The sequence below is a fragment of the Staphylococcus felis genome (assembly GCF_003012915.1).
In the GTDB taxonomy this organism is placed as follows: domain Bacteria; phylum Bacillota; class Bacilli; order Staphylococcales; family Staphylococcaceae; genus Staphylococcus; species Staphylococcus felis.
On the sequence record NZ_CP027770.1, the window covers coordinates 198,272 to 222,923 of the forward strand.

Here is a 24,652-nt window from a genome sequence, read left to right on the forward strand (position 1 = left end):
TGCTCTTATTGATACATTTTTTATTTATACTTCAATCAAAAAGGGAACTCAATTATTCAGGTTCTATAGTAAATCGGACTGGTGTATAAATTAATTTCATTTATTTGATTGTTCCATAAAGCCTCGCTTTTCTAGGCGCCTCACCTCAACTCATTTTAAGATTGAACTTACCCAATCTTAAAATGGATTTTCGGTTACGGCAAGATGCCTCAGAAGTCTCGGCTTAGGAATCAATCAAATTTGCTATATTTATTCACACCCCTAAGTTATAAAGTATGTTTTACCAACTCAATTTTACTGATTTATGTCGTATTAAAAGAGGCATTAATGTTCAAGACTTTATGATCACACAACGAAAAAGGCGTTAAGCAATCCATTATTGCATAACGCCTTAATTTAATGCGACTAGTCCAATTTGACTGAGAGCCATTATTCATCTACTTTAGGCATCTCAATATGACGGTCCACTATTCCAATACCAAATCCACCTAAACCTAAATGCGAAGAGATAACAGGCCCAAATTCTGAAAACAAAATATTATAATCAGGATACTGCTCAATCATTTCTTTATAAACATTGCGGGATTCTTCTTTGTTGTCTCCACCTATTATGATGATAGTCGGTGTTGTATATTGCTCTGCCACCTCTAGTATTTTATCTTCAATCAATTTAAGTGCACGTTTTTTCGTACGTACTTTTTCATAAGGGACAATCAGACCCTCTTCAAAGGTCAGCACCGGTTTCATTCTCAACAAATTACCGACCCAAGCTTGTGCCCCCGTAATTCGTCCACTCTTATGCAAATTCTTCAAATCATCCACGACTAAATATGCACTATTATTTTGACGCATGTCTTCTAAGTCATCTAATATTTCATCGATATGCTTACCTTCTTCAATCATATCTAGCGCACGGAACACAAATGCGCCTTCAACAAGACATGCAATTTTAGAATCTATTGGGTGAATATTAATGCCTTCAACCATTTGTGCTGCTTGAAGGGCTGTTTGGTATGTGCCACTAATTCCTGCTGAAAGATGCACAACAATAACATCTGTATAACCTTCATCTCGATATGCTTCGTAGGCACGAATCATTTCTCCAATAGCAGGTTGACTTGTCGTTGGTATGGATGAAGCACCTCTTAAAATTTCATAAAACTCATCAGCAGTGATTGTCTCATTTTCTTTATAATTCTCACCATTTTCCAGTGTAATGCTAAGCGGCACTGTACGAATGTTATATTTTTCTAGAATGGGGCGAGGGATATAGCTAGTAGAATCTGTCATTACTGCTATTTTCATATCGATTTCCTCCTCAATGATATGTAAAACGCCATTGTAAAGCCATATGTCGTTATTTTAGAAGTTCAATTATACCGTAAACTTTTTACTGTATCTTCACATTCTTTTATATCAAATTTCCTTTATAAATGCTATTATTTTTGAATAGCTCTAATTTCAGTCATTTCCATATTTGCATTCAAATCTATTACTGTCAATTAATTAAGTATAGTATAATTAAAAATAAATTAACTCGTAAAAAACTATTACAACACTAAATGTGTTTACAAGCTTCTTACTTTAAACAGCTCTATTATTTTTAAAGGAGGACAACAATGGAATCTTCAATTATTACAATAAAAAAAGAACACATTATTGAGAATGTGATCAATAAATCTCGTTTTATCGCTCATATCAAACCTGTCTTCACTGAAGATGAAGCAAAAGCGTTTATTGACGAAAAGAAAAAAGAACATCGTGAAGCCACACATAATTGCTCTGCATATACGATTGGAGACACGATGCATATTCAAAAAGCAAGTGATGACGGTGAACCGAGTGGTACAGCAGGCGTCCCCATGCTTGAAATGCTCAAGAAGCATGATGTACATAATGTTGCAGTCGTTGTGACACGTTACTTTGGGGGGATTAAACTTGGTACAGGTGGTTTGATTAGAGCTTATGGTGGCGCAGTCAGAGATGCTATTCAAGATATTGGAAGAATCGAATTACGACCTGCCATTCCCACGCAAGTCACAATTGATTATGATTTAACTGGTAAATTTGAATACGAGTTACAATCAACTACATTCTTTTTACGAGATACTGTCTACACCGACCGAGTCACATACTATATCGATGTCATTCAAGAAGAATATAATGATTTCATTCAATTTTTAAACCAATATACACAAGGTAACTATGACCTTACTGAAGATGAGGTCAAGCGTTTACCCTTTGATATTAATTAATGTGAATCAATCCTTAAAAATACGCTACCTTAATATCGCACTAACTTACTTTTCAGCTTTTCAAAATAGTATCTTCTCACTTACAAAAATTCACGCTTCAACGCCCAAATTGATCAATTGATAATCAACTTGGCTTGAAGCGTGCTTGTTTAAGGTTTATTTTGCCTTCTCTTTTTGGCAATAAAATTAAGCATCGGACGGTAATCATCATCAATCAGTCCAGTAAATTCAACAATGAGTTCAATTGTAACAATGATTAATATCACTGTTAAAAAAACACCCCATGGTTGCGATAAATAAAGAATTACACTAACGACACTAAACATCACAGCAATTGAATAAATAAGTGTCACTGTCTGCCTATGTGTGTACCCTAACTCCAATAACTTATGATGTAAATGAGATTTATCAGCTTGCATGATATGTTGTCCTTTTTTCACTCGGCGTATCATTGCAAATAACGTATCAATAAATGGCACAGCCAAAATTACAATTGGGAAAAACAACGATATAAAAGTGATATTTTTAAAACCTAATAATGATAGAAAACCAATAATAAAACCTAGTAATAACGCCCCACTATCTCCGAGGAAAATTTTAGCAGGATGGAAATTAAATACTAAAAATCCTATCAGTGATCCAATGAGCACGCTACATATCATCATGATAAAGATATTGCCTTGCAAAATCGCTATAAACCCAATCGTAACAAGGGCTATAGTAGAAACTCCTGCAGCAAGGCCATCTAAACCGTCTATTAAATTGATTGCATTTGTAATCGCCACAATCCAAAAAATAGTAATCGGGATACTTAACCAACCAAAATAAATTGTAGGCCCAATAGGAATTGAGATAAAATCAATTGTCACACCATAATATACAACGACTAAAGCCGCTACGATTTGTCCAAATAACTTTAAAATTGGCTTTAAATCGTACATATCATCAATCAAACCAATGAGATATATCACAATAGCCCCTAATAATAATGGCTTAATTTCACGTTCAATAGGATGACCTAACCATATACCTATAAAAAAAGAAATTAAAATCGCTGATCCACCAAGTACCGATATAGGTTTTGTATGTATCTTTCTAAAGTTGGGTTTATCGACTATGTCTAGCTTTTTCGAAACGGCAATAACAATGGGCGTTATTATCAAACTGACTATCATTGAAATAACAATGAGCTTTAATGTGTACATCAGTTCACCTTCATTAATTCATAATAATAAAAATTTTATAGTTACAGCTATAATCGCATATATAGAACATCTAGTTTGAAACAAGGTAAAAAGCAAGCTAACATTATAGAACTTCACGATGCATCTATATTTAAGCGTGTCATCCACTATCATTCGTGTCTGCTTCTATCCTAACTGCTTTTGTCCAGACTTCATCCTAAATACTAAATGTAGCCTTTACAATAAAACTAAATATTGTTGATATTCTACCATATTCTAACATTTAATGGCTTTAAATAACATTATAAGCCAATATTTAGTCTTTATCATATAAAAATTATTAATGACAAAATGTAACATTTCACTTACAATAACAGTTGCGTAGAAAAGAGGTTTCATATATATGATTGAATCAATTATTTATAATATCTCAGTAACAATTGCAGGAATATACTTATTTCATCGCTTACAGTACGCTGAATCACATGATTTCAGATTCTCAAAAAGTTACATTACAGTTTTAATGATAATCGTGGGCTTATTATTAGCCTTCCACCCTGTACCAATCGATACGTATACCATTCAATTGTCATTTGTACCATTATTATTTTTAGGTCGTTATACGAATTCATTTTATACATTATTGGCTGCTATCATTATCGCACTAGTTGGCTATTTTGTATTAATGACTTCTCTAACTTTCGCCATCTCTCTCATTATTATTGCAGGTGTCGTTAGTGTCATTGGACCTTTCCTAAAACAAAGTCACTTAATTGCCATTCAAATCTTAAACGCTCTCAGTATTTTAATATTAGCTATGATTGCTATGTTTATGCCATCATTTGACATAATGGAAGTCATATATTTAATTCCTTTAGCAATCATTGCCACTTTAGTGACGACCATTTTTTATGTTGATTTGCTTCAATTTTTCTCATTAATTGCACGTTATGAAAATGAAGACACTATCGACTACTTAACAGGCTTAGGCAACGTTAAGGAGTTTGATCGTCACTTAAATAATATGACAACTTTAGCCGAACAAAATCAACAAAGTTTAGCATTATTACTCATTGACATTGATGGATTTAAAAAAGTAAATGATGAGTATTCACATCATTCAGGAGATGCTGTCCTGAAACAAATGTCTCATCTTTTACAGAATTATGTGCCTAAAAAGACAAAAGTTTTTAGAAATGGCGGCGAAGAGTTTTCCATTGTATTAAGCGATTATTCATTAGATGATTGCGTTAAATTAGCTGAAAATATTCGTAAAGCTGTTAAAAAATCAAGTTTTCATTTACCAGACAAGACCGTTATCAAATTATCCGTTTCGATTGGCGTTGGCTACTTAGCACACGATACTTACAAATCTCAACGCAAAGTATTTAAAGATGCAGATGATATGTTACATGTTGCTAAAACTGAAGGGCGTGACAAAGTTATGTTCAACCCCATCATTAAATTGCAATAAATAATCAAATGTTAAGAGGTTTGGACAAAAGCGTTTATCACACGATTGCTGAAAAATCGCTATGTCCCAACCTCTTTGTGCTATTATTTTATCTATTCACTTTTACATTATTAAAATCAAATAGTCGCTTATCTTTAAGATTCGTTTGGTATAATTGCAAGCGTTGAGACAACAAGGTAGACTGACTAATAATCAAACATTTTGGGGGAGGTATATTATGACAGAGTCTCTAACGATAATAGATGAAAATAAAGTCATAGATGTCGTTTTATTAGCAGGAAAGGTCTTACTCGAAAGTGGCGCCGAGACTTATCGTGTTGAAGATACAATGGGACGTATTGCTGCTAGCTTTGGTTTAGATGATACATATGCATTCGTCACATCAACTGCCATTATATTCTCGTTAAACAACCGTACCAATACTCGTTTAGTACGTGTACGTGAAAGAACAACAGATTTAGAGAAAATTGCGCTGACTAATAATATTTCACGTAAAGTTTCACGTGATGAATTAACACTTGATGAAGCAAAAGCCGAATTGATTCATCTAGAGCATGCCTCTTTACAATATTCATTTATTATTAAATTTCTATCGGCTGCTATCGCATCAGGATTTTTCTTATTTATGTTCGGCGGAGTACGCCATGACTTCATTTATGCTGTACTTGCTGGTGCTGGCGCTTTTCTAACTTTTGACCTTGTTCAACGTGTTATACAGATTAAGTTTTTTTCAGAATTCATTAGCTCGATGGTCGTCATTAGTATCGCTGCTTTTTTCACTAAAATCGGTTGGGCCATTAACCAAGATATTATTACGATTGCAGGCGTGATGCCTCTTGTCCCTGGTATTTTAATTACAAATGCGATAAGAGACTTATTAGCTGGTGAATTGTTGGCAGGTATGTCTCGAGGTGTTGAAGCAGCACTTACCTCCTTCGCAATCGGCGCTGGTGTTGCTATTGTATTGTTACTATTCTAGAAAGGTGTGTTAATATGACAACAGTTCTATATTATATTGCACAGTTTGTCATCAGTTTTGTTGCAACAATGCTTTTTTCTATTCTGTTTAATGCACCGAAACGATTACTATTAGCTGCAGGGTTCGTTGGTGCAATGGGATGGATTATTTATAGAATTACCGTTGATTTAAATTACGGGATAGTTATGGCTGCTTTTTTAGGAAGTTTTATTCTTGGTATGATGAGCCATACGATGAGCCGTCGTTATAAGCGACCCGTTATTATATTTATCGTCCCTGGTATTATCCCCTTAGTGCCTGGTGGTGCAGCGTATGAAGCAACCCGCTTACTTGTTACAAATGCCTACACTAAAGCGGTTAACCAATTTCTTGAAGTGACGTTAACATCAGGCGCCATCGCATTTGGTATTTTGTGTGCCGAAATATTTTATTATATTTACACTCGGTTAAAACATCAATATGGTAAACTAAAAGGCAAAACCTATCGCAAAGGGTATCATATGAATAATCGTTTATAAAAAGGAGTGTTAAAAGATGAAATCACAAATCATAGAAAGACTTACGCGTTATGTAAAGATAAATACTCAATCTGACCCAAATAGTTCAGAAACACCATCCACTTCTCAACAATGGGATTTGATCAATTTACTTGAAACAGAATTAAAAGACATGGGTTTACAAACCGATTTAGACCAACATGGTTACTTATTTGCTACTTTAGAGTCAAATATTGAAAAAAACGTCCCTACAGTAGGGTTTTTAGCCCATGTGGATACTTCTCCTGATTTCAATGCTAGCCATGTTAACCCTCAAATTATAGAAGATTATGATGGTGAAACGATTCAGTTAGGTCAATCTGGACGCCAATTAGATCCAAATATTTTTCCGGATATGAAAAAAGTGACAGGTCATACCCTCATGACAACAGATGGAACCTCTTTGCTTGGTGCCGATGATAAAGCTGGCATTGTTGAAATTATGGAAGCCATTCAGTATTTAATCAACCATCCTGAAATCAAACATGGTCCTATACGCATTGGCTTTACACCAGACGAAGAGATTGGTCGTGGTCCTCACCGATTTGACGTCGAACGTTTTGCCGCTGATTTTGCCTATACAATGGATGGTAGCCAATTAGGTGAGTTACAATTTGAAAGTTTTAATGCAGCAGAAGCCATTGTGACATTTGAAGGCGTTAATGTACATCCTGGGTCTGCTAAAGATAAAATGGTCAACGCCCTTCAACTAGCTACTTCATTTAATGCAGAACTTCCTGAACAAGAAGTTCCTGAGCATACAGACGGTTATGAAGGGTTCTATCACCTCATGCATCTGAACGGTGATGTAGAAAAAGCACGGGCACATTACATTATACGTGACCACAATCGTCAACAATTTGAAGCACGTAAAACAACTTTAAAAACCATTCAAGAGCGGTTAAACCAAAATTATCATTATAATCCTATAACATTAGAAATCAATGACCAGTACTTTAATATGGCAGAGAAAATACTACCTCATCAACATATTATTGATATTCCTAAAGCTGTTTTTGAAGAGTTAGGCATTTCACCTAATACAGCACCTATACGTGGTGGTACGGATGGTTCTCAACTATCATTCATGGGTCTGCCTACTCCTAATATTTTTACAGGATGTGATCAATTTCACGGGCCTTACGAATATGCATCCATCGATGTTATGATGATTTCTGTCCAGGTCATCATTGGCATTGTCGAAAAAGTAACCACATTAGACAATGACGTAAAGTAAATTGTAAAACAAAATCATACATGCTTGTCTACTGCTTCAAAAATGCACTGTGGCGTTGATGCAACTTTCTCTTCTATAAAAACTTTTAAAGCGCTTTTCGAGAAGCAGAATTTCCAGGAATTTTGTAATACGCACACTCCCTTATCTTGATATAAAAATAGCGGTGAAGAAATCTACCATCATTGAAATCTTCACCGCACATCTTATTCTATTTTATGCAGGTAGCTGAGCTTGCAGTAATTTTACAGCTTGGCGTGCATAACTACGTAACTGTATGCCCATCTTAAAATCTGTGTATGTTTGAGGCATTTCAATAAAAGTATTAAACATGCCAGTAACACCTAATGTTTCGTATTGGTTAAACTTTGCACTCGTGCCACAAATAGCTACCGCTACTTTATGATGTTTTTGACATAATTCTGCTATCTTCAACGATGACGTCTCAATAATCTGCTCTTTTTCATTGACTCCTTCACCAAATATCACTAAATCCGCTTCTTTAACGAGTCCATCCAGTTCTGTAATTTGATCTACAAGCTCATGACTCGATAAAATTTCAGCACCGAACAATGCGTGCATAGCACTAGCAATACCGCCACCAGCACCACCACGTTCAATAGGACCTAGCGCAAGTTGCAATTGACTTTTGAATAATTCTGCTAAGTACCATAACAGATTGTCAATTTCGACAGCTGTATCTCGAGAGATATCAATAAATTGATATGTTTGCATGATCTCACTCTTTTTACCATACAATTTACTATTAAAATCCGACACCAATTGAATCTGGCACTTTTTTAATCCTTCATGAATATCATTAGTATCCATTTTACGGATGTATTTAATTTGAGTTGCGCCTTTTTTCATATCCAATAGTCTTCCTTCGTCGTCATAAAAGCGACAACCTAATGCTTGTAACATGCCTACGCCGCCATCACTTGTATCAATTGCGCCTAATGAGATGACAATATGCTCAGTTTTTTTATCTAACGCATGATGAATCACTTCTCCTAGACCGTAACTTGTATGGTTTGGACGGAATTGTTGCCCTTTTAAAAACTGTCCAGCCTCAATAATCGTCATGCCATCATCAGTTTGACCATAAGTCACTTCAACCTCATTCATTTCGGCATCGTGTGCTGTAATATGATATTGCGTGCCTGATTTCCATAAGAAAATAGAATTTAATAATTCATGGCGACCATTAAATAATGGCACCTGTACAATGTCTGCTCTCTCAATTTCACTTGCAATTGCCTCTTCTACGTAACGATTGGCATCATAACTTGAAATGATACCGTTAAACTCGTCCATAGCCACTAGTACTTTCATTTATGTCACCTCTACCAATGATCTCATAATGATATCTTCATAACATGAGCTACCGATTACACATCAACATGTATCGTGCTCTTTATTCAATTCATCGTATTTCAACGTCTTTGTGTCTCACTCAAACCCTAGACTTTTTCTGTCTATCTCGTTGTTTCGAAATCGTTCATCATTTAGAATAGGTTTTGAACCTTTAAAAACAACTGCACTTCAATCATGGTTAGGAGTTTGTTGCTTCCGTAAGCATTTGACACTTTCACTATATTATAGCGCTGTTAATAAACTGAATACAAATAAAGAGAATGTTGATGGTAGCATTGTTATGCATCTACTATCAGCATTCTCAAATGATAGTGAATCACTTATTCTTCTGCTTTAGCAAGTGATGAGACATTAATATTTTGGTGGCTATCATGCCACTTTGCCTCGCCATTTACAAAATAAAAAGCTTGAGGAGATTCATGTTTTATACCAGTTTTTTGAGCCATATAATCAGAAAGTTCACGCGCTTCTTGTACAACAACATAATAGCCGTCCATATCACGTTCATATAAAAATTTATTAAATTGATCTAGCGCACTTTCTGAAATAGGGCAAGTATTACTATGCTTTAATATAAATGCATCGTGATTTTGTTCAATAACTTGTTCAAACTGGTCAATCGAACTTAGCTTTATCGCCATTCTCTTCACCTCTAGTTTAAATTTCTTAACAACATGATTCATAGTTTCAATTTTTACATGCTTTTTCTCAATGTTTATCATTATACACATTTAATGCCAGCTTGTTAACCTTTAATTTTAACTTTTATGATAAAATCCCCTCATCAAAATCATACAATTTGATGTATATTGGGTTTTGAAGTGGCTATTTTAACTTTTGATTCGCTTTGATTTGATAAGTACGTTCGTATTTTTCTAACTCTTTCGAAGATGTCACTAAATCGTTCGAATTTATCTTTAATAGCTGCTCATGCAAACGAATCGTTTCTGCACGTTCACGATAGTAATGCTCAAGGTTATAATACATTTCAATCGCATTTTGCCTTGCTTGATTAACTGCCGTATGATGGATGCGTTTTTGATTCATCACTTTGATTTGTTTTTGAATCAATGGGAGCATTTCGTTTTTAATCATCGCTTGTTGTTCTTTATCACTTTGCGTGTCGCTGTATTTTTCGCCTAATTTTTGTACCTCTTGATAATTATCGTTTAACACCGCTTCAAATGACAGACTTTCATTATAACCTGCTTCTGTTGAACGCGCTTGATTCATATAGGATTCTACATTTGCTCTATATGTTTCAAAATGCTGTGCATAAGTGAGCACACTCTCATTCGCTTCAACCGAATCCATACAAAGGCGAATCAATTGTTGTACCTTCTTTATTTCTTTTTCTTTTCCCTCTAAACTTTGCAAATATGTTAATTTAAGACTTTTCAAAGTTTGATTAGTTTCTGGTAATTTCTTTGCTTCTTTTTGATATTTTTTAAACGCTGGCAATATTTTTTGATTCATCTTTTGATTTAAATCTTCAAGTGTACGTTTGTTGATATCCGTAATATTATCGTCGCTCATTTGCTTTAATTGCGCTAAATTAGATCCATCAAACACACGTTGAAATGTCTGTTCTTTCGCTTGAACTTTTTGCATTTGCATCGTGTATTCTTTTTGCTCAGCTTCATTTGTATTTTCACATGCACATATAATGACAGATAATGATAGTATCAAGATGAACTTTAAAATTGGTTTATTCATTAATAGCACCTCTTATCATTTTGTATTATATCGAAACATATTTATATTGAAAAATATTTGTGTTATAGTAGTGCATATTTATGTACAATGAAGACCAATTAATATGGAGGATTGTTATGTACTCGCATGTACAACCTTTTATTACCGAAAATAACACCGTGCCCTTCCACGAATTATACGCGTATTACCAACAATGCTTATTTGACTTACTTGACTCACCTGTTAAATCAACGCAACATATCGGAGGCACGCGCCATTTGAGCTATCCGACTGAACCTATTTTAGACATTTTAGTTGGTGTCGATAACTTGCATGATATCACATCACTGGATGAAAAGCGTTTAAATTATGAAGGATTTTATCGCCTACATCATCAATATCAGAAAAAAGTAATTATGGCTAAATTTAATAATCTGATTGACCTTAAACAAGAGGTTCGTTTACATATTCTTCAAAGAAATACACCTCTTTTTCAACAGTACCAACAAGTTGATCACTTATTGTCGACTCAAATCGAAATTCAAACACGATTTTCAACTCAAAAACAATCAATAGTTCAACTCAATCCTACAATACGTGATTATGAGAATCAAAAGCTTAAAATATTCTCTCAAATTTCACAATACCTTTAAATCTTTAATGAACATTTATTGTTTTTACATGACTTTACAAGATTAAAACAGTTAAAATAGTAATAATGAATCAATAGAAAGGATGTTAATAGTGAAATCTTCTAGCATCTTAAGAGACTTAGAGCAATTAGTTTCTAAATCGATTATTAAAGTCAATGAACCACTGAAACGTTATACCTACACAGAAACTGGAGGAAATGCTGATTTTTATATTTCTCCTTCAACACATGAAGACGTCCAAAAAGTCGTTCAATACGCATATAACCATCACATTCCACTGACCTATTTAGGAAATGGTTCTAATATTATTATTCGTGATGGCGGTATACGTGGCATTGTATTAAGCTTATTAAACCTTGATCACATCGAATCTTCTGATGCCACAATTATTGCAGGGAGTGGCGCAGCAATTATCGATGTTTCTCGAAAAGCACGTGACCTTTCACTATCAGGATTAGAATTTGCGTGCGGTATTCCTGGCTCTGTAGGTGGTGCTGTCTACATGAACGCTGGCGCGTATGGTGGCGAGGTTAAAGATGTTATTGACTATGCCCTTGTCATTAATGAACAAGGCGAGTTGCTCCAATTAACACATAATGAATTAGAATTAGACTATCGCAATAGTATTATTCAAAAAGAACACTACGTCGTACTTGAAGCAGCTTTTACACTCAAACCTGGTCAGCAATCCGATATTCAGTCAATTATGGATGACCTTACTGAACGCCGTGAGTCAAAACAACCTCTAGAATATCCGTCTTGTGGCAGTGTATTTCGTCGACCACCTGGTTATTTCGCTGGTAAGTTAATTCAAGATGCAAAACTTCAAGGTCATCGTATTGGTGGTGTTGAAGTATCCAAAAAGCATGCTGGCTTTATGGTCAATGTCGATAATGGCACAGCAACAGACTATGAAGATTTAATACACCATGTTCAAAAAGTCGTTAAAGATAAGTTTGATATTGAATTACAGCGCGAAGTTCGTATAATTGGAGAACCTTTAAAATCACATGAATAAGGAGTAATTTGCAAATGGTTACAATTCATGGCGCTACTACTGATGACGAGGGAAGATGCGAACATTATCATAGCCCACTTGATGTCATCGCAATTAAATTCAAATGTTGCAATAAATATTACGCTTGCTTCAAATGTCACAATGAAGCGGAACACCACCGTATTCAACGCTGGAATGCAGATGAATTTGATCAAAAGGCCATACTTTGTGGCGTTTGTAAGCATGAAATGACTATTAATGAATATATGATGATTGAATCATGCCCACATTGTGGTGCCCATTTTAATAATCGTTGTAAATTTCATTATCATCACTACTTTACGATTTGATACCGAAACTTATAAAAAGAGGCTCTCAGTCAAATTGGACTGGTCGCATTAACTTAAGGCGTTATGCAATAATGGATTGCTTAACCCCTTTTTCGTTGTGTGGTCATAAAGTCTTGAACATTAATGCCTCTTTTAATACAACATAAATCAGTAAAATTGCGTTAGTAAAACATATTTTATAACTTAGGGGTGTGAATAAATATAGCACATTTGATTGATTCCTAAGCCGAGACTTCTGAGTCATCTTGCCGTAACCGAAAATCCATTTTAAGATTGGGTAAGTTCAATCTTAAAATGAGTTGAGGTGAGACGCCTAGAAAAGCGAGGCTTTATGGAACAATCAAATAAATAAAATCAGTCCGATTTACTATAGAACCTAAAAAGACGAGGCTAAAACCTAAAGTCATACTACTTTAGTTCAGCCTCGTCTTGTTTATTATTTTTCATCAAATATGAAGTCGTCGTCTTGCAATGCTTCAACGTTTAATGCAATTGTATAGCCATCGCCTTTAACAGAGAAGAAATCATGGTTCTTAGTCGAAGTATCTAATGCATTCTCAATAATTGGATTGAACTCACGCTCTTCAAAATAAGGTTCAAATCCTAAATTAGACAATGCTTTATTACCATTATATCGAACATAATTCAATACATCTTCAGCTAAGCCTATTGGCTCATATAACTTACGTGTATAAGATTCTTCATTCGCATATAAATCTTTCAACAATGCATACATTTGTTGATCAGCTTTTTGCTTCTCACTTTCTGACAGTTCTTTACGTAAATCTTGCGCATCTAGTCCTGTAAAGACACCGTGAATAGACTCATCCAATAAAATTTTACGAATAATTTCACCTGATGTTGTCATACGACCTTGGCCTGCAAGATATAAAGGATAATAAAAGCCAGAATAGAATAAAAATGTTTCTAAAAATACACTTGCCACGCGCGCCATGTATTGATCATAAATAGACGCATCTTTCGTCCATAACTTATGATATGTCCCTACAATTTTTTCTGATTTGTACTTTAAATGTGGCTCTTCTAACACCCATCTATCCAACAAATCATTCGTTTCACTTGATGGTAATAAAGTTGTAAAAATATGAGAATAACTTTTAGCATGTATTTGCTCCATCATTCCCATGAATGAATATACAGCTTTTTTACGTAAATCTGTTGTATGTAGCATAATCAGTGGCATGCCATCATCTGCTTGGTGTGTATCTAGTCCTGTTAAACCTGCTAATGCCTTTTTAAAAGCATTTTTCTCTTCATCAGTTAACGTTTTCCAACTTGCAATATCTTTTGAAACTTTGAATTCCGTTTCAACCCACATTTGAGCAATATTTTGTCGCCAAAACATATTTGTCATATCTTCTTGTGTATTCCAATTTACAGCTATCATTGACATATTATTTCTCCTATCTTCTAAATATTGATATAGAACATCCATTTTTGTACATATTTTTAAAACGAGAGATAAGGGGCTGATGTATGCAGATATATCATTATAGACTATGACAAGGTGATTTTTTGGCACTCGGCAAAAAGGGAGCCACCCCATTCAATTTCAAAGATTTTACAATTCAAATAACCAAACGCCTCAAACGACTCCTTATTCCTCGAAAGAGTCCTTAATCATTAATCAACACCAAACCAGCCCGATATGCTTATCTCTTCATAAACAGCAAAGTGAAAAAGCAGGCACAAGGCTGGTCGATAAGTCCCTTTGACTTGTACCATACTTTTAATGCTAATTTTTAACTTTGCTTTTAACTTATGAATTCATTCAAATAGTTATATTTTTATACTGAACAACTTGTACATTCTTCGACGCTTAATAACTTATTACGCGTATAATATAACGATTTTAAGCCTTTATAATGTGCATAAACATAGAGACGTGATAATTCACGTGTTGAAATTTCCGAGTTAACGTACAAAATCGTCGAAATCCCTTGATCAATATGTGTTTGAATTGTTGCGATTAAATCGATGAGTTTCATTTGGTCAGTATTAAACGCTGATTTGTAATACCACATCGTCTGAGGTGATAAGAATGGCATTGGGTAGAATGTTTCTGAGTTACCATACGTACGTCTCTCAATTTGATCCACAATTGGCATTACTGAGCTTGTCGCATTTTGAACATACGAAATACTTTGTGTAGGTGCAATTGCTAGACGATAAGCATGATATAAGCCATATTTCTCTACTTGCTCTTGTAAGTTTTTCCAATCTTCACGTGTCGGTATATCGTGGTGTTCAAAAAGCGCTTTGACTTTATCATATTCTGGTAAAAAGTCTTGTGTTGTATAGCGTTCGAAATAACGCCCATTGGCATAATCAGACTTATTAAAATCTACAAACGTTTCGCCACGCTCTTTGGCAATTTGCATTGAACGCTCAATTGAATAATAGTTCATCATCATAAAAAATACGTTCGCAAAATCTTTTGCCTCTTCTGATTCATAGCCAATTTGATTTTTGGCTAAATAGCCATGTAAGTTCATGACACCAAGTCCTACTGAATGTAATTCACTATTTGCTTTTTTAACACCTGGTGCATTTTGAATGTTAGCCTCATCACTAACAAATGTTAGTGCATCCATGCCTGTGTGCACCGAATCTTTAAATTTATGAGATTCCATTACATTAACGATATTTAATGATCCTAAATTACAAGAAATATCTCTCTTAATCTCGTCCTCTTGACCGTAATCATTGATGATAGATGTTTCTTGAAGTTGGAATATCTCAGTACATAAATTACTCATTTTAATTTGGCCAATATTTGAGTTCGCATGAACACGGTTTGCGTTGTCTTTAAACATTAAATATGGATAACCTGACTGCAATTGTGTTTGCGCGATTGTATTGAGCATTTCACGTGCATCTTTACTTTTCTTCATGATATTAGGATTTTTAACAAGCTCATCATAATATTCGTCTATATTCATGTCATCTAACGTCATGCCATACTCTTGTTCTACTGTATGAGGTGCAAACATGAAGAAATCTTTACCTTCTTTTGCAAGTTCAAAAAATTTAGACGGTACAATCAATCCTGTTGAAATAGTTACTAATCGCAAGTCTTCATCTGCGTTAATTTTTTTAGTATCTAAAAATTCCTCAACATCATAATGGAAAATATTCAGATATACTGCTCCAGCACCTGGACGTTGACCAAGTTGATCTGCATAGCTAAAGCCACCTTCTAAAGATTTCGCAACAGGTAATACGCCTTTCGCTACACCTTTAATGCCTTTAATAGCCTCACCTCGTGCACGTAATTTTGATAAATTGATAGCAACACCGCCACCAATTTTACTTAATTGCTTCGCTGTTGAATCGATAAAATTAATAGAATTTAAGCTATCATCGACTTCTAATAAGAAACATGAAACAAGCTCTCCACGACGCGCGCGACCTGCATTCAAAAATGTTGGCGTGGCAGGTTGGTAGCGTTGTTCAATCATGGCTTCAATAAAGTGTTTCGCCAGTTCAATATTACCTTTAGCTAAGTAAAGTGATACTATGACAACGTGCTGGTGATAATTTTCGAGGAATTGTGATTTGTCATTTGTTTTAAGAGCATAATCTTTGAAAAACTTGCTTGCAGACATGTAACTCGCAAATTTAAATGGAATTTGATTTGCAAAATTAATAATTTCTTGGAGTTGTTCTTCGTTATATTCGTTAAAAACATTGTAATAAAAATTATGATCAACTAAAAAATGTAGACGTTCAATTTCATTGTTAAAATATACTGTTTTTTCTTTAATTTCTTCTAAATAGACATTCAACGCTTCTATGTCTTTTTCTAAATTAAAAAAGCCATCTTCCTTACGCTTTGTCACTTCATTGTTAAGTTCAATATGATTGTAATATTTTTGCTCGATTGTTTTCATGAAAATTTACCACCTTATCTCTAAATTCTATCGTATCTTTTTGTGTGCCATGCAATTCAAATTTCATTAATAAAGGAACGTTATAAGCTTGTGCAATTAATTGACCTGCTTTTGCAAAATTTCGTCCCCAATTTCTGTTGCCACTTGCAGCAACTCCCTGTATATACTCTTGATTGTGATTTAAAAATTCTTGAACAACAGGTGGTATTTCACCAAAACCAATTGTACTTGTCACTAAAATAAATGGTTCTTTCATTTTTTCTGTTAATGTTGAGTTTGTAATTTCAAATGTGTCTTTTAATTTTGTACGTTGAATAAATCGTCTCACGTTACCAGTAAAAGAATAAAAAACGACTTTCATGAGAATAACCGCCTTTCATAAATAGATACACGCTATAATACAAATAGAGTTAAATAATAAGATTCCAAATCTAATATAGTTATTATTTATTAAGATAAAATACGAACATATATTTCTAATTTATCTCTCATCTAAGTATCTCAACACACAAAAAAACATTCCATTTTACTTAATGACACATACCTATTTTTTGATATGTAAAATTGAGATATGACTGAATAGAAAGTGTTAATTTGTGTAATCCTGCAAAGATTTTGTATTTTCTTTTTTGAATTTTAATGTTCCAAACACAATATATTGTGCTTCTCCTAAATCACGCATACTATATTATGTGTTTCATTATAACTAAAACGTATTGACTTTTAAAGTATAAAAAAGGGAGAAATGTCACCTTATGTCGTTTAATATTTCTTCTAAAGCAATAGTGACATACGCTCAAGCAGTTATAATATTTTTTTATAAATTTAATACTTGAACTTTTTTAGAAAAAATGATAAAGGTTCAGTTAGGAACATACGTTCTATATCATTGTACATTTTTCCTTGTCATTTACAAGAGAATAGGCAAAAATATATTTTTGTGCTATTATGTATGCATCAAAATCATATTAAATAAGAGGCGAGTAAATGAATTCAAAAGTGAAAGGCATTATCGCTATCTTAATTTCTGCTGTTGGCTTTAGTTTTATGGCAGTTTTTTTTCGTTTAGCTGGAGATTTACCTGTCTTCCAAAAGTCGCTAGCGCGAAATTTAGTAGCGATGTTTATACCCTTATTTTTTATCATAAAGTATAAACAACCCTTTTTGGGAAAATTAAGTAGTCAACCTTTACTAATGTTACGTTCGACACTGGGTCTACTAGGTGTTTTACTTAACATTTATGCTATCGATCATATGGTTTTAAGTGATGCTGACATTTTGATGAAGTTAAATCCTTTTTGGACAATACTTTTAAGTTTATTTTTTTTAAAAGAGTATATTAAAAAATATCAAATTACAGCAATGCTAATTGCAATTGTTGGGATGTTGTTTATCGTTAAACCTGAATTTTCTTCAGATGTTGTACCTGCTGTTGTTGGATTATTAGCTGGTGTTTTTGCAGCTGCTGCATATACTGCAGTACGCGCCTTAAGTACGAGAGAAGCACCCTATACAATTGTATTTTATTTTTCCTTTTTCTCAGTTGTCGCTTTACTACCATTCGTAATATTTACGTATCAGCCAATGAGTAAACTACAAATGCTATATCTTGTGCTAGCTGGATTGTCTGCTGCTGTCGGTCAAATTGGCATTACTATCGCATACCGTCTTGCCCCTGCTAAAGATATCTCAATTTTTACGTATGCATCTATCATTTTCACCGCAATTATCGGCTTTATATTATTTGGTGAATCTCCTGATTTTTATGCATCAATTGGTTATATTATTATTTTGGGCGCTAGCTACTACATGTTCCAAAAAGCAAGACAACCACAACAACAAAATAAATACTGATTTAATACCCTGAAGGAGGTTTTTGAAATGGCTGAAGGTCGTTCAAAAGAAGAATTACAAGATATTACATTATTAGGCAATCAAAATAATACTTATAACTTCGATTACCGTCCAGATGTTCTTGAAACATTTGATAACAAACATCAAGGTCGCGACTACTTTGTAAAATTTAATTGCCCTGAATTTACATCACTTTGTCCTATTACAGGACAACCTGATTTTGCAACCATTTATATATCCTATATTCCTAACATTAAAATGGTTGAATCTAAATCTTTAAAACTTTATTTATTCAGTTTTCGAAATCATGGTGATTTCCATGAAGATTGCATGAACATTATTATGAATGATTTAATTGATCTTATGGACCCACACTATATAGAAGTATGGGGCAAGTTCACGCCACGTGGGGGGATTTCCATTGATCCATATACCAATTATGGACGTCCAGACACGAAATATGAAAAAATAGCTGAGCACCGTTTAATGAATCATGACCTCTATCCAGAAAAAATAGACAACCGTTAATCATAAGGTTGTGAAAAAGGCAGTTAGCAATTGAGCAGAACTTAACAAAATGAAACATTGTTTTTTATGTATTGTTCTATCTAGGTTCTGCTTAAAATACTGCTACTGAATTAACTTTAAATATTAAAAACTCCCTCTTCATTACTTTAAAGTGTTCGCCTTGCTAATGTTTGATGAAAATAGTTTTGTTATTACTTTCATGGCAAGCCTTCATAGTTAGCACTATCCCTTTTTCGATTACTTCTGTGAGATCTTCTATAACGAATATTAGAAAAGTTTTTCTTTATGATATAAACTCCCTCATATTCTTTGTTATTTTATTTCATTCCGTTTAAGTAATCCTTTTTTCAGAATTTTCTTGTTTAATTGTGATAATAAGTATAAAATAGTTTTAACTTCATGATATTAGGGGGACGTTTAACATGAGCAAGCATTATACTAGAGCGGAAATACTGGATAGTATCCCTCACAAAGGTTTTTTTGGGCATCCAAAAGGGCTTAGCACTTTGTTCTTTACTGAATTTTGGGAACGATTTAGTTACTACGGCATGAAAGCCATTTTAGCATATTACATTTACTATTCGGTAGCTAAAGGTGGTTTCGGCATTGATCAAGGTGTGGCACTTCAAATTGTTTCAATATACGGTGCACTCGTATACATGAGTGGTGTGATAGGCGGTTGGATTGCAGACCGTATTACAGGCACACGCCACGCATTGTTCTACGGTGGTATATTGATTATGATCGGGCATATTTTATTAGCATTACCTAATAGTTTTGTTATTTTACTGATTGCTTTACTATTTCTAATTATCGGTACTGGATTATTAAAGCCAAATATTTCAACAACTGTTGGATTATTATATGAAAAAAATGATCCTCGTATGGATTCTGCTTTCACTATTTTTTATATGTCAATTAACCTTGGTGCATTAGTTTCACCATTGATTATTGGTTGGACTCAAGTACATGTTGGTTTCCATGCAGGATTTGCGATTGCTGCAGTAGGTATGTTCTTAGGTTTATTAATCTATTTTATTACGAATAAAAAATATCTTGGTTTAGCAGGATTAGAGGTTCCAGATCCATTAACACCAGAAGAACGCTCAAAATTAATTAAAATCGTTGCTTCTGTTGTTGTTATTATCGCAGTCGTTTGTATTGCGCTTTCACAAACAGGTCGATTGACAATTTCGATATTTGCTGACTTTATTACAATTCTCGGAATCTTTTTACCATTATTCTACTTTGTTAAAATCATCATTAGTAAAAAGACTGAATCACATGAGCGCAAACGTGTATTTGCATATATTCCGTTGTTCATTGCTTCTGTAGCGTTTTGGATGATTCAAGAACAAGGTTCAACAGTACTTGCACAATTTGCAGATACAAAGACACAATTAAATTTAGCTAAAGTGACAGGCGGATTGATTGATTTTCATATTCCACCTGCTTGGTTCCAATCTCTCAATCCATTATTCATCATTATTCTAGCACCATTGTTTTCAATTCTATGGGTTAAGTTAGGCCGTTTTAATCCACCTACTGTAATGAAATTTGCTATCGGTGTATTTTTAGCGGGGCTGTCTTATCTTATTATGGTTGTACCCCTTTCTGGTGAATTCTCATTAATTAATCCATTCTGGTTAGTGATGAGTTTCTTACTCGTTACTTTAGGGGAACTCTGTTTATCGCCAATTGGATTATCAACGACAACAAAGTTAGCACCTGAAGCATTTACATCTCAAATGATGAGTGTTTGGTTCTTATCTAATGCAATGGCTCAAGGGATTAACGCTCAAATGGTTGAAATATATACTAGCATCAGTGCAAATCATTACTTTTTATCTTCTGGCTTAATTGCTATCGGTATTGGTGTTTTATTATTTATCCTTACACCATTTATTAAAAAGTTAATGTCTGGTGTTAACTAGATAAATTCGCTTGGGACTCATTTATCCAACATCTATTAAATATCTTATTTCAATAAAACAATTCGAACTCAAAAAAGCTGGAACATAAATCTCAAAATAAACAGCGCTAAGATGATTTTTAATGAAAATACGTCTTAGCGCTTTCTATTATTATAGGTATGACTTCGTTTATGCATGTCATGACTCACTGTTATACTTTAAAAGCAAGACACTTTCATTAATCATATAACTAATGGAAAAACTTCGAGATATCTATGTCCCACCCTGTTTGTTATATCAGACTACCTCTTCCTCCACTGCGCGCTCGTTACCGGTCTCCTTCATTTTTGATATTTGCATTTTTAAAGTTTCTAAAATATTAAGTTTATATTTATAAATAAAATATTGAAATAAGGATTTTTTAGGCGTAAACTTGCTATTATACTTTATTTGACATGAGAAAGGTTGTTAAAAATGGCTCATTTATCACATGAAAAAGCGGTGCAAGCTATTCCTCAAAAAGGATTCTTTGGCCACCCACGGGGATTAGGTGTTCTTTATACTGTAGAATTTTGGGAACGCTTTAGTTATTACGGTATGCGTGCACTCCTTATTTATTATATTTACTATAATATTGGGCAAGGAGGATTAGGCCTTGAAAAAACATTTGCTCAATCTTTAATTTCGATTTACGGCTCTCTCATATTTATGACTTCCATATTAGGAGGCTGGGTGGCAGACCGAATATTAGGAACTCGACGTTCGATGGTATATGGGGCAATTCTTATTATTATTGGTCACATCTGTCTAAGCTTACCCTTCGCACTAAGCGGCTTGTTATTTTCAATGTTTTTTATCATCATTGGATCTGGACTAATGAAACCAAATATTTCCAATATTGTCGGACGTTTATATCCTGAAGGTGATGACCGTATTGATTCTGGATTTGTTATTTTCTATATGGCTGTAAATATGGGAGCTTTTGTATCTCCATTAATTTTAGATCACTTCCGAGCGAGCGGTCAATTTCATGGTGGCTTCTTAATTGCTGCAATCGGAATGGCTTTTTCATTACTCATTTATGTTCTATTTCATCGTAAAAACTTAGGACAAATTGGTATGGTAGCACCTAACCCATTAAGCTCTAATGAGAAAAAGAAATATCGTATTCTTTTTGGAGGTTTGACTATCATCATCCTTCTTGTTCTAATCATAGCGTATTTGACACATACATTATCATTTGACTTAGTTAGCTTGATTGTTCTTATTTTAGGTTTAGTTTTACCAATTAGCTATTTTGTGATTATGATTGCAAGCAAAGAAACAACGCCAACAGAACGTTCACGCGTGATTGCTTTCATCCCACTTTTTATAGTAGGTGTCATTTTTTGGGCTATTCAAGAACAAGGTGCCAATGTTCTAAATGTTTATGCAGATGAAAAAGCCAACTTAGCATTTCACTTCTTAGGATTAAGTGGTCACTTCCCTATTACGTGGTTCCAGTCAATTAATCCATTATTTATCGTTATATGTGCGCCAGTTATCTCTTGGTTATGGCGTCGATTAGGACGATTTGAGCCAAACTTGCCTCTCAAATTTGCTTTAGGTCTTTTCTTAGCAGGCCTCTCATTTATATTAATGATGGCTGTTATTTTTTCGTATGGTGACAAAGAGATATGGTTTTTATGGATTATCTTATCGTACTTTATTTGTGTGATTGGTGAATTATGTATATCACCTACTGGTAGCAGCTCTGCAGTTAAGCTAGCCCCTAAAGTGTTCAACGCCCAAATGATGAGTTTATGGCTCTTAACTAACGCAACCGCTCAAGCAATTAATGCACAACTGGTAAAATTACTGCCTATCGTAGGGTATCAAAATTATTTTGGCATTATCGGTGGCATAGCTATCATTGTGGCTATCTTAACTGTTCTAGGATCACCTTTTATCTTAAAGGCAATGAAACTCTAAAGTGCTTCTTAATTATGAAAAGAAATGTTCATGCCTACGATTATATAGAAGAGAATAGAGGTATATACTTAATTATAGTCATCAAAGGAAGGTGATTCCATGACACACCGCTTTAAACATGGCCTTCTCTTTTATCATCAATATAGTGGATTAAACAAAATTCATCAAGGCTTAGGCGAAGTGACTACCGCGCTCACTCAACTCTGTCAGCGTTTTTCGATTCAGTTGAGTGAAAATGAAGGTGATATTGAGGCATATTGTAGTGAAATTAAAGCACATCATAATGCTGAGGGTATTGATGTTTTATTAATATTAGGTGGAGACGGTACAGTCAATGAGTTAGTAAATGGTGTATTACAACATCAGTTAGACATTCCTATTGCTGTCATACCTGGAGGGACATTTAATGACTTTGCTAAAACTTTAAATTTATCACCAAAAGCAGGTCAAGCAAGTAAAGATTTATTAAATGCAACTCCCGAATATTATGATGTTATCAAAATAGGCAATCGTTATGCACTTAACTTTGCTGGTCTCGGACTTATGGTTCAAAATGCTGAAAATGTTGAAGGTCGCTCTAAAGATCTTTTTGGCAAATTGAGTTATATTACTTCAACACTTAAAACATTGGCAGACCCTATTGAATTCAAATACGAACTGAATATAGACGGTAAAACTTATACTGGTACGACTTCGATGATCTTATTTGCTAATGGACGCTTTATCGGTGGGGGCAAAATTCCAATGACTGAGATGTCCCCTTCTGATGGCAAACTTAATACTTTTATATTTAACACACGTAGCATGAGCATTCTTAAAGATTTATTTAGTTTGCGAGACAGTATGACATGGAATGAAATCCCTGAGAACATTCAACACATTCATAGTCATCATATTCAACTTAAAACGACACCACAAATGCGTGTCGACATTGACGGTGAAATCGATATTCAAACACCTATTACTATGGAAGTTATTCCAAATGCAATTCGCATTTTAACCGCTTTACCCCAATCCTAAAAACAAAAGTGCGATATGGGTTTATTTTGCCCTATCGCACTTTTTAAAAGGTCATTGAATTCACACTCTCCCTATCCGATTTCCCTTCTTTTATTTCGAACTCAAGAAGTAGTGTTCAACTTCTTTCCAATTATTCAGACGTTCAAAATCATTGTTCTTTTCGTTGTGTGGTGCTGTAAACATGAGCGGTTTACCTGTATGGATGCCTAATTGTCTAGGGTTGTCATCTATTAGATAGTCAGTAGCTACAATGTTTTTGCGCCCACAGAACACAAACTGTTGTGAATCTAAAAATGGGAAATGTTCCAGTAACCATTCATATTTATCACGAAACGATGTTGGGACATCCATTGCAGCAGTAACAATATAAATATCGTAGTGCTGTACCAGTTTTTGAACTACTTCTTGCGCATCTTTCATTACATCTAGACGTCTAAAAAATCCATCTGATGCTAAAATATCTCGAATCTCTTCCTCATGTTCTGGCATGATATCATAAATTTTTTCACCAATTAGGTCTTGAATTTTAATACCCAGTTGTGTCCGTTGATTTAACTCTTTAATGATTGCTCCAAGTGTATCTGCCAAAACTTCATCCATATCAATCCCAATTGACTCACGCATCATTATATCTCTCCTACTTTTATATTTTCATTTTAATTATATCAAAGCACACATACTTTGCCATAAATCCGATTGCATGTTATATTCAATTGCT

The 24,652-nt window shown here is 34.2% G+C and carries 22 protein-coding genes; 13 read left to right on the forward strand and 9 right to left on the reverse strand.

Features of this window, described 5'->3' with window-relative positions:
• Positions 1–429: 429 nt before the first annotated feature.
• Positions 430–1,305, reverse strand: a complete 876-nt coding sequence (gene fakB1 / locus C7J90_RS00990; RefSeq protein ID WP_103210612.1) for a fatty acid kinase binding subunit FakB1 — start codon at positions 1,303–1,305, stop codon at positions 430–432.
• Between the two features lie 314 nt (positions 1,306–1,619).
• Between fakB1 and C7J90_RS00995 the strand changes: the two genes are divergently transcribed.
• A complete protein-coding gene (locus tag C7J90_RS00995; protein WP_103210614.1) occupies positions 1,620–2,255 on the forward strand; it encodes a YigZ family protein in 636 nt (211 codons plus the stop codon).
• Positions 2,256–2,404: 149 nt separating this feature from the next.
• Here C7J90_RS00995 and C7J90_RS01000 read toward each other — a convergent pair whose 3' ends face one another.
• Positions 2,405–3,460, reverse strand: coding sequence for a glycosyltransferase family 4 protein (locus C7J90_RS01000; protein ID WP_103210616.1), 1,056 nt, complete (start codon positions 3,458–3,460; stop codon positions 2,405–2,407).
• A 382-nt stretch (positions 3,461–3,842) separates the two neighbouring features.
• Here C7J90_RS01000 and gdpS point away from each other — a divergent pair, with 382 nt between their 5' ends.
• The 4 genes from gdpS (at position 3,843) to pepT (ending at position 7,665) form a co-directional block, all read left to right on the forward strand.
• Positions 3,843–4,913, forward strand: a complete 1,071-nt coding sequence (gdpS, locus tag C7J90_RS01005) for a GGDEF domain-containing protein GdpS (RefSeq protein ID WP_103210618.1) — start codon at positions 3,843–3,845, stop codon at positions 4,911–4,913.
• A 217-nt stretch (positions 4,914–5,130) separates the two neighbouring features.
• Positions 5,131–5,892: a threonine/serine exporter family protein gene (locus C7J90_RS01010; RefSeq protein WP_103210620.1), complete on the forward strand. Its 762-nt coding sequence runs from the start codon at positions 5,131–5,133 to the stop codon at positions 5,890–5,892.
• A gap of 14 nt (positions 5,893–5,906) precedes the next feature.
• Positions 5,907–6,410, forward strand: coding sequence for a threonine/serine exporter family protein (locus C7J90_RS01015; RefSeq protein WP_103210622.1), 504 nt, complete (start codon positions 5,907–5,909; stop codon positions 6,408–6,410).
• Positions 6,411–6,426: 16 nt separating this feature from the next.
• Positions 6,427–7,665, forward strand: a complete 1,239-nt coding sequence (pepT, locus tag C7J90_RS01020; RefSeq protein WP_103210624.1) for a peptidase T — start codon at positions 6,427–6,429, stop codon at positions 7,663–7,665.
• 213 nt (positions 7,666–7,878) lie between these two features.
• On the opposite strand, the gene C7J90_RS01025 is transcribed toward pepT, so the two are convergent.
• The 3 genes from C7J90_RS01025 to C7J90_RS01035 all read right to left on the reverse strand — a co-directional run bounded on the left by C7J90_RS01025 (position 7,879) and on the right by C7J90_RS01035 (position 10,755).
• Positions 7,879–8,997: a glycerate kinase gene (locus tag C7J90_RS01025; RefSeq protein ID WP_103210626.1), complete on the reverse strand. Its 1,119-nt coding sequence runs from the start codon at positions 8,995–8,997 to the stop codon at positions 7,879–7,881.
• Between the two features lie 362 nt (positions 8,998–9,359).
• Positions 9,360–9,680 (reverse strand): bacillithiol system redox-active protein YtxJ, encoded by a 321-nt coding sequence (ytxJ, locus tag C7J90_RS01030; RefSeq protein WP_103210628.1) that lies wholly within the window; start codon positions 9,678–9,680, stop codon positions 9,360–9,362.
• A gap of 184 nt (positions 9,681–9,864) precedes the next feature.
• Positions 9,865–10,755 (reverse strand): EMYY motif lipoprotein, encoded by an 891-nt coding sequence (locus C7J90_RS01035; RefSeq protein ID WP_103210631.1) that lies wholly within the window; start codon positions 10,753–10,755, stop codon positions 9,865–9,867.
• Between the two features lie 116 nt (positions 10,756–10,871).
• On the opposite strand from C7J90_RS01035, the gene C7J90_RS01040 reads away from it, so the two are divergent.
• The 3 genes from C7J90_RS01040 (at position 10,872) to C7J90_RS01050 (ending at position 12,734) form a co-directional block, all read left to right on the forward strand.
• Complete coding sequence (locus tag C7J90_RS01040) at positions 10,872–11,387, forward strand: GrpB family protein (protein ID WP_103210633.1); 516 nt, start codon at positions 10,872–10,874, stop codon at positions 11,385–11,387.
• Between the two features lie 82 nt (positions 11,388–11,469).
• Positions 11,470–12,405 (forward strand): UDP-N-acetylmuramate dehydrogenase, encoded by a 936-nt coding sequence (murB, locus tag C7J90_RS01045; RefSeq protein WP_103210634.1) that lies wholly within the window; start codon positions 11,470–11,472, stop codon positions 12,403–12,405.
• 14 nt (positions 12,406–12,419) lie between these two features.
• A complete protein-coding gene (locus C7J90_RS01050; protein ID WP_103210637.1) occupies positions 12,420–12,734 on the forward strand; it encodes a CHY zinc finger protein in 315 nt (104 codons plus the stop codon).
• A 436-nt stretch (positions 12,735–13,170) separates the two neighbouring features.
• Here the strand turns inward: C7J90_RS01050 and nrdF are convergent, their stop codons facing one another.
• From nrdF to nrdI, 3 genes are all read right to left on the reverse strand, one after another.
• The gene (gene nrdF / locus C7J90_RS01055) at positions 13,171–14,142 is read right to left on the reverse strand and encodes a class 1b ribonucleoside-diphosphate reductase subunit beta (RefSeq protein WP_103210702.1); all 972 of its coding nucleotides are present in this window, start codon (positions 14,140–14,142) and stop codon (positions 13,171–13,173) included.
• Between the two features lie 400 nt (positions 14,143–14,542).
• The gene (gene nrdE / locus C7J90_RS01060; RefSeq protein ID WP_103210639.1) at positions 14,543–16,648 is read right to left on the reverse strand and encodes a class 1b ribonucleoside-diphosphate reductase subunit alpha; all 2,106 of its coding nucleotides are present in this window, start codon (positions 16,646–16,648) and stop codon (positions 14,543–14,545) included.
• Positions 16,611–17,009 (reverse strand): class Ib ribonucleoside-diphosphate reductase assembly flavoprotein NrdI, encoded by a 399-nt coding sequence (gene nrdI / locus C7J90_RS01065; protein WP_103210641.1) that lies wholly within the window; start codon positions 17,007–17,009, stop codon positions 16,611–16,613. Before nrdI ends, nrdE begins: the two co-directional genes overlap by 38 nt.
• A 626-nt stretch (positions 17,010–17,635) precedes the next feature.
• Between nrdI and C7J90_RS01070 the strand changes: the two genes are divergently transcribed.
• From C7J90_RS01070 to C7J90_RS01090, 5 genes are all read left to right on the forward strand, one after another.
• Entirely contained in the window at positions 17,636–18,502 is an 867-nt protein-coding gene (locus C7J90_RS01070; RefSeq protein WP_103210643.1) for a DMT family transporter, read from the forward strand.
• 27 nt (positions 18,503–18,529) lie between these two features.
• A complete protein-coding gene (gene queF, locus C7J90_RS01075; protein ID WP_106465075.1) occupies positions 18,530–19,030 on the forward strand; it encodes a preQ(1) synthase in 501 nt (166 codons plus the stop codon).
• Between the two features lie 422 nt (positions 19,031–19,452).
• On the forward strand, positions 19,453–20,964 hold the full coding sequence (locus tag C7J90_RS01080) for a peptide MFS transporter (RefSeq protein WP_103210644.1): 1,512 nt from the start codon (positions 19,453–19,455) through the stop codon (positions 20,962–20,964).
• A gap of 453 nt (positions 20,965–21,417) precedes the next feature.
• On the forward strand, positions 21,418–22,914 hold the full coding sequence (locus C7J90_RS01085) for a peptide MFS transporter (RefSeq protein ID WP_103210646.1): 1,497 nt from the start codon (positions 21,418–21,420) through the stop codon (positions 22,912–22,914).
• A 99-nt stretch (positions 22,915–23,013) separates the two neighbouring features.
• Positions 23,014–23,934 (forward strand): diacylglycerol/lipid kinase family protein, encoded by a 921-nt coding sequence (locus C7J90_RS01090; protein WP_103210648.1) that lies wholly within the window; start codon positions 23,014–23,016, stop codon positions 23,932–23,934.
• Between the two features lie 90 nt (positions 23,935–24,024).
• On the opposite strand, the gene C7J90_RS01095 is transcribed toward C7J90_RS01090, so the two are convergent.
• Positions 24,025–24,561: a 5' nucleotidase, NT5C type gene (locus C7J90_RS01095; RefSeq protein WP_232618910.1), complete on the reverse strand. Its 537-nt coding sequence runs from the start codon at positions 24,559–24,561 to the stop codon at positions 24,025–24,027.
• Positions 24,562–24,652: the final 91 nt, after the last annotated feature.

What these genes read in the sequence shown, in the direction of transcription:
- fakB1 (WP_103210612.1), bottom strand. Translation starts at nt 1,305, where the DNA reads ATGAAAATAGCAGTAATGACAGATTCTACTAGCTATATCCCTCGCCCC.
- C7J90_RS00995 (WP_103210614.1), top strand. Translation starts at nt 1,620, where the DNA reads ATGGAATCTTCAATTATTACAATAAAAAAAGAACACATTATTGAGAAT.
- C7J90_RS01000 (WP_103210616.1), bottom strand. Translation starts at nt 3,460, where the DNA reads ATGTACACATTAAAGCTCATTGTTATTTCAATGATAGTCAGTTTGATA.
- gdpS (WP_103210618.1), top strand. Translation starts at nt 3,843, where the DNA reads ATGATTGAATCAATTATTTATAATATCTCAGTAACAATTGCAGGAATA.
- C7J90_RS01010 (WP_103210620.1), top strand. Translation starts at nt 5,131, where the DNA reads ATGACAGAGTCTCTAACGATAATAGATGAAAATAAAGTCATAGATGTC.
- C7J90_RS01015 (WP_103210622.1), top strand. Translation starts at nt 5,907, where the DNA reads ATGACAACAGTTCTATATTATATTGCACAGTTTGTCATCAGTTTTGTT.
- pepT (WP_103210624.1), top strand. Translation starts at nt 6,427, where the DNA reads ATGAAATCACAAATCATAGAAAGACTTACGCGTTATGTAAAGATAAAT.
- C7J90_RS01025 (WP_103210626.1), bottom strand. Translation starts at nt 8,997, where the DNA reads ATGAAAGTACTAGTGGCTATGGACGAGTTTAACGGTATCATTTCAAGT.
- ytxJ (WP_103210628.1), bottom strand. Translation starts at nt 9,680, where the DNA reads ATGGCGATAAAGCTAAGTTCGATTGACCAGTTTGAACAAGTTATTGAA.
- C7J90_RS01035 (WP_103210631.1), bottom strand. Translation starts at nt 10,755, where the DNA reads ATGAATAAACCAATTTTAAAGTTCATCTTGATACTATCATTATCTGTC.
- C7J90_RS01040 (WP_103210633.1), top strand. Translation starts at nt 10,872, where the DNA reads ATGTACTCGCATGTACAACCTTTTATTACCGAAAATAACACCGTGCCC.
- murB (WP_103210634.1), top strand. Translation starts at nt 11,470, where the DNA reads ATGTTAATAGTGAAATCTTCTAGCATCTTAAGAGACTTAGAGCAATTA.
- C7J90_RS01050 (WP_103210637.1), top strand. Translation starts at nt 12,420, where the DNA reads ATGGTTACAATTCATGGCGCTACTACTGATGACGAGGGAAGATGCGAA.
- nrdF (WP_103210702.1), bottom strand. Translation starts at nt 14,142, where the DNA reads ATGATAGCTGTAAATTGGAATACACAAGAAGATATGACAAATATGTTT.
- nrdE (WP_103210639.1), bottom strand. Translation starts at nt 16,648, where the DNA reads ATGAAAACAATCGAGCAAAAATATTACAATCATATTGAACTTAACAAT.
- nrdI (WP_103210641.1), bottom strand. Translation starts at nt 17,009, where the DNA reads ATGAAAGTCGTTTTTTATTCTTTTACTGGTAACGTGAGACGATTTATT.
- C7J90_RS01070 (WP_103210643.1), top strand. Translation starts at nt 17,636, where the DNA reads ATGAATTCAAAAGTGAAAGGCATTATCGCTATCTTAATTTCTGCTGTT.
- queF (WP_106465075.1), top strand. Translation starts at nt 18,530, where the DNA reads ATGGCTGAAGGTCGTTCAAAAGAAGAATTACAAGATATTACATTATTA.
- C7J90_RS01080 (WP_103210644.1), top strand. Translation starts at nt 19,453, where the DNA reads ATGAGCAAGCATTATACTAGAGCGGAAATACTGGATAGTATCCCTCAC.
- C7J90_RS01085 (WP_103210646.1), top strand. Translation starts at nt 21,418, where the DNA reads ATGGCTCATTTATCACATGAAAAAGCGGTGCAAGCTATTCCTCAAAAA.
- C7J90_RS01090 (WP_103210648.1), top strand. Translation starts at nt 23,014, where the DNA reads ATGACACACCGCTTTAAACATGGCCTTCTCTTTTATCATCAATATAGT.
- C7J90_RS01095 (WP_232618910.1), bottom strand. Translation starts at nt 24,561, where the DNA reads ATGATGCGTGAGTCAATTGGGATTGATATGGATGAAGTTTTGGCAGAT.